Below are 4,872 nucleotides of genomic sequence, written 5' to 3'. Positions count from 1 at the left end.
TCATAAGGTACTCGTGACCAGTCAGCGGTCATACCATCTTCACTGGAAACAAAGCGCAATACAATCGGATGAGCGTAAGTGCGCTTGTCCCCCATTACTCCCACACTGCGTATTGGGAGCAACACGGCAAAGGCTTGCCAAAAGTCGTTATACATCCCCTGTCGGCGAATTTCATCTCGAACGATAAAATCAGCATCCCGCAGAATATTCAACCGTTCTGGGGTCACTTCACCAATGATGCGAATCGCCAATCCTGGTCCGGGGAAGGGATGTCGGCGCACAATCGCTTCTGGCAAGCGGAGGTCACGACCGAGTTGGCGCACTTCGTCTTTAAATAGCTTGCGTAATGGTTCTACCAGCTTGAAGCGTAGGTTTTTGGGTAAGCCTCCGACATTATGATGGCTCTTGATTTTCACAGCTACCCGCTCACCGGTTTTGGGATCAACGTTGGTATGGGCTGATTCAATCACATCCGGATATAGGGTACCCTGAGCTAAATAATCAAATGGACCAAGACGTTGGGATTCTTCTTCAAAGACGCGAATGAATTCGTGACCGATGCGGCGACGCTTTTCTTCTGGGTCAGTGACACCAGCAAGGCGATCCAAAAAGCGATCGCGAGCGTTTACATACTCTACTTGAATAGAAAATTCTTCCTCAAATAGCTTCACCAACTGCTCTGGCTCGCCTTTGCGCATGAAGCCTTGGTCAATAAACATACAAGTTAGTTTATCCCCAATGGCGCGATGGAGTAAGAAAGCAAGGGTAGACGAATCTACTCCACCAGACAGAGCCAGCAGAACCCGTTTTTCCCCAACTTTGGCACGCACTTCTCGAATTGCTTCCTCGATAAAAGCAGCAGTGGTCCAAGTGGGTTCACACTCGCAGATGCTGTAAACAAAGTTACGGATTAGGGCAATACCATCGGTTGAATGCACAACTTCTGGATGGAATTGCACGCCATAAAGTTTTTTCTGATAGTTAGCGATGGTCGCACAAGGGGTATTCTGAGTATGGGCAAGGACTTCAAACCCATCTGGCAAAGTCACACAGGAATCCCCGTGGCTCATCCACATGGTTGAGTGGTCTCGCACATTGCTCAGTAAGTCAGTGGGGTGATCAATTAGTAAGGCGGCTTTACCATACTCAGCTTTTTTTGCCCTGGTAACTGTTCCACCTAGTTGTTGCACCATCAACTGCATCCCATAGCAAACCCCTAGCACGGGTATACCTAGATTCCAAATTTCTGGGTCACATAGGGGAGCACCATCGTCATAGACGGAATTGGGGCCTCCAGATAGAATGATGCCCTTGGGATGAAGCTGCTGTAGCTGTTCAGCTGTGGTCTGATAGGATAGCACCTCGGAGTAAACGTTAGTCTCGCGAATGCGACGAGCAATCAGTTCCGAGTATTGAGAGCCGAAGTCCAGAATCACAATCATCTGGCGATTCAACTGCTCTGCTAGAGAGGCTACAGCCAATGCCTCTTTCTGGTAAGATAGTTTGTTGGTCCTTAGGGTTACTGCTGTGTTCGTCATGTTTAGTTGTGTGAATGTACGAACAGGTCGCTGCCTAGGTGTTCTTCTTGGCAGCATAAATTGATTGCTATGAACAGATAGGTTGAAAGCTGATGGTTTCCGTAAATTAATCCTTCAACGCCCCAACACTTTGATGTGGATGGTAGCGCTGGCATTAACCAGTTAGTCTGAGTCGTAGACTCTCATCGACGATACAGAACTCAATCTGTTTACGGTTATGTCAGTTTCCACTCCCACACGCACTTCATAGACCTGCCTGGCAGTGGTATGTCTGTTGACAATCTCGTGACTTCTAGTCATGAGATTTTTCAGGGTTTCAGTCTATATGTCCTGAAATGCGAAGTTTCAGCTGATAATCAAGTTAATTTATCATACATTGGGTTCGGCTACAAGATCCGCCCGCCAATGTATTAAGATTTATAAAAATTTATCACAAATTTGAAATTAATGTGCAACCTGTGGGACTGGTAACAATAATTTTGCGATCGCGATCGAACAATACAGAGCCTACCTGGATATGGTGCTCACTGTGTTTGCGGATGTAGTCAAAGCAGCGTTGGTCAATGGTTAATGCGATCGCATGATAAACCTGATTGACCCAATCAGTGCCCTGAGTCTGATCCCATTGACGCAGACAATTGAGAGCAGCTTCAGTGGTTTGACTGCCAAATACTTGCCTGATCAGTGGGGTTGGTACTCCTAACTGCGCACAGTGAGCGGTGATAATTTCCAGTCGTCCATCAGCTAGGTGGTGGTGAGTATGAAAAATTCCTCCTGCCAGTTTAATTAACTTACCATGATAGCCAAATAACAAAATTTCTGGCACCTGGCAGTACCCAGCTGCTACCAACAACGGTCCAAGCCAATTAGCTGTTTTTACCAGCCGCTCGGGATTAATCCCCAAGCCTCGCGCCAAATCTAAGCCATTTTCTCCCACACAGAACACTAGTGTTGATGAATGTGAGGAGGATTGCTCTTTTAGCAATTTGCTGGCTTTTGCTTTTAATTCCTCCTGGTAAGCAGCTAATTGACCAGGAGCACTCAGAGGCTGGGAAATGCCAGTAGTTCCTAGTAGGGAAAGTCCTTCTACTACACCAAAGGCAGAATTAGAAGTACGCTGTGCCAACTTCCGCCCTTCCGGCAAGATAATCGTCACCTGAATTTTCTCTGGCGCTACTAGCAGACAACTCAAGTTATGGTGCAATAGTTTCTTAGCGTAAGCATAGATGGCTGGTTTCCCTCCGGCATTGATTTGTCGTCCAATTCCTTCACCCCCTAATAACTGTATCGATTTAGTTTGCTCGGAGGAACCCCATTCTACGACTGCCCAAATCGGGGTATTACGGGTAAGGTCAAGGTTATCACCAGGGTTAGAGTGAGTGATAGCTAGCGCTACCCCTTCTCGAATCCTAGCCACTTGCTCAATGGGAATGTCTACGGTTTCAGGAGGGTTAATTAAGTCCACTGACACCGTTTCCACAGGTTGGTCGTTGCGTAACTTATGGAGGGCGGCTATTGCTGAGGCACAGGCGAATACGGGTAAGGTATATCCAGATTTAGGTAGGGAGGTGGTCATGTAACCAGGTAAAATTTGCGATCGCTTAGTTCTTCATTGTCTAATTGGTAATTGGTAATTGGTAATTTGTAGTTACCGATTACCAATTACCAAAAATCCCCAAACTAGTTGATAAGTGATTAACTTTATTTGTATTATATAGTGTTTAACCTACTTATTATGTAATGTTAATAAAATCTACATTAGCGGTAGTTTTTTTTTATAAATAAGAGGCAAAAATCTATTTAATTTGCTGTCTGTTGAGATTTGTTTATCCCTATAATATCCAGTGTGATATTAATTTGTTTCTGCTTACATTCACTATCGGCAAGGTATTATTCCAGGTAAATATTGATTTATTATAAATTTTTTAATTATTTTTTTTAGTAACAATTTTAAACTAACAATACTAATCCGTGTAGGAATTGTGATAATTTTTGATGCCCTATTCCCTACTCCCTACTCCCTACTCCCTACTCCCTACTCCCTACTCCCTACTCCCTGCTCCCTGTTCCCTTTGCTATAATATTTCCAAGGGTTTGATATAAGGCTTGAGTATGTATCCAACCTACAAAACCACTGTAGAGACAGTCTCCTTCAGGGCTAGCCACAAATACATGGTGTATTAGTAAAGGATTCTGCCAAGTCCGAATGGAAATGCCATTTTTAAATGTTATATAAGTTTTGGCTCGCTTAAAATTTCGACCATGACCATCAGTCATACCTGGGACTGAGTGTAATTGTCGAATTAAGCTAGTAATAAAGTCTCCTGGTGGAGGAGATTGTGTGATAACTGGATTCGCCCAAAATTTCTGGATTTCTGCTGCGACTAACGGATGATTTTTGAGAGCAGCATGACGCAGATTAGGTAAACAAACGAATTGACTAGGAGAAAACTTGGTTGTCTCTATTGTTATCGTGCCGTCGCTACCATGATCACTATCACCAGCTATTACTAATGTGGGAATCACTGCGCCAATGGACTCTGCTAGTTGTCGGCGGTTGATACCTAAATCCTTTGCGATACCAATACCAATGCCAAAGGGGTCTATAATTCTAGCTAGATCTGCACCACCAATAGGAGAACCAATCAACACTAAGGATTCTACTTGTGACCACCAGTCTCGGTGACGGCTGAGGAGTTCTAGCCAAATTAAGCCACCCATGGAATGACCAATAATTCGGATTGGTGTTTGGGGATAAGTGACAATGGTATCTAAGACGATGTGTTCGAGTTGGTTGATTAGGGGTTCTATCCAGAGCCAAGTTTTGAACCAACCGAGATCGGGAGTAATGATGGCAGTGCGGGATGTGGCTAAGGATTGGGCAAGGCTTGCCATCGCTTTAGAGTTATCCGCCCATCCGTGTTGTGCGTATAGAAGAAAATCTGGTTTGTCGGTCATTTCCCCTAAATCTAGGATACTGGTAGTTTCTTCTCGATTTTAGGTACGGGAGGACACCATGAGTAAGCAATTGTGACAATCCCTTGAGGGTCACATAATAGGCTTTGCAAGAAAAGGAATGCACCCTAACCGTTGCAGTATCACTGGATTCTTGGGAAGAGATGCTGCATAGCATTAGCTACAAGGGCTAAGAGACAGATTCCGGAATACGTATAACCTATTACCAAAACCCTTTGAAACCCCATCCTCCCAGCAATTATGAATACTGTAGACTATCTCCGGATTAGCTTGATTGACCGCTGCAACTTCCGTTGTCAGTACTGTATGCCTCAAGGAGCAGAACTTGACTATATCCTACGGCAAGAATTACTCACTG

The 4,872-nt window shown here is 44.5% G+C and carries 4 protein-coding genes and 1 pseudogene; 1 reads left to right on the top strand and 4 read right to left on the bottom strand.

Going from position 1 to position 4,872, the window contains the following annotated elements; genetic code table 11:
* The 4 genes from guaA to F6K49_RS35145 form a co-directional block, all read right to left on the bottom strand.
* On the bottom strand, positions 1-1,538 hold a 1,538-nt coding region (gene guaA, locus F6K49_RS35160; RefSeq protein ID WP_366514262.1), incomplete at its 3' end, for a glutamine-hydrolyzing GMP synthase.
* 162 nt (positions 1,539-1,700) lie between these two features.
* Positions 1,701-1,838, bottom strand: coding sequence for a hypothetical protein (locus F6K49_RS35155; RefSeq protein WP_293017907.1), 138 nt, complete (start codon positions 1,836-1,838; stop codon positions 1,701-1,703).
* A gap of 130 nt (positions 1,839-1,968) precedes the next feature.
* A complete protein-coding gene (gene cbiD, locus F6K49_RS35150; RefSeq protein WP_293017906.1) occupies positions 1,969-3,114 on the bottom strand; it encodes a cobalt-precorrin-5B (C(1))-methyltransferase CbiD in 1,146 nt (381 codons plus the stop codon).
* Positions 3,115-3,587: 473 nt separating this feature from the next.
* On the bottom strand, positions 3,588-4,496 hold the full coding sequence (locus F6K49_RS35145; protein WP_293017905.1) for an alpha/beta hydrolase: 909 nt from the start codon (positions 4,494-4,496) through the stop codon (positions 3,588-3,590).
* Between the two features lie 258 nt (positions 4,497-4,754).
* Here F6K49_RS35145 and F6K49_RS35140 point away from each other — a divergent pair.
* A pseudogene (locus F6K49_RS35140) lies at positions 4,755-4,872 on the top strand (cyclic pyranopterin phosphate synthase MoaA); the annotation flags it as partial.

It is taken from the genome of Moorena sp. SIO3I6 (assembly GCF_010672095.1).
The sequence above is the reverse complement of the archived record's forward strand: the minus strand, read 5'-3'. Positions and strand labels throughout refer to the sequence as shown.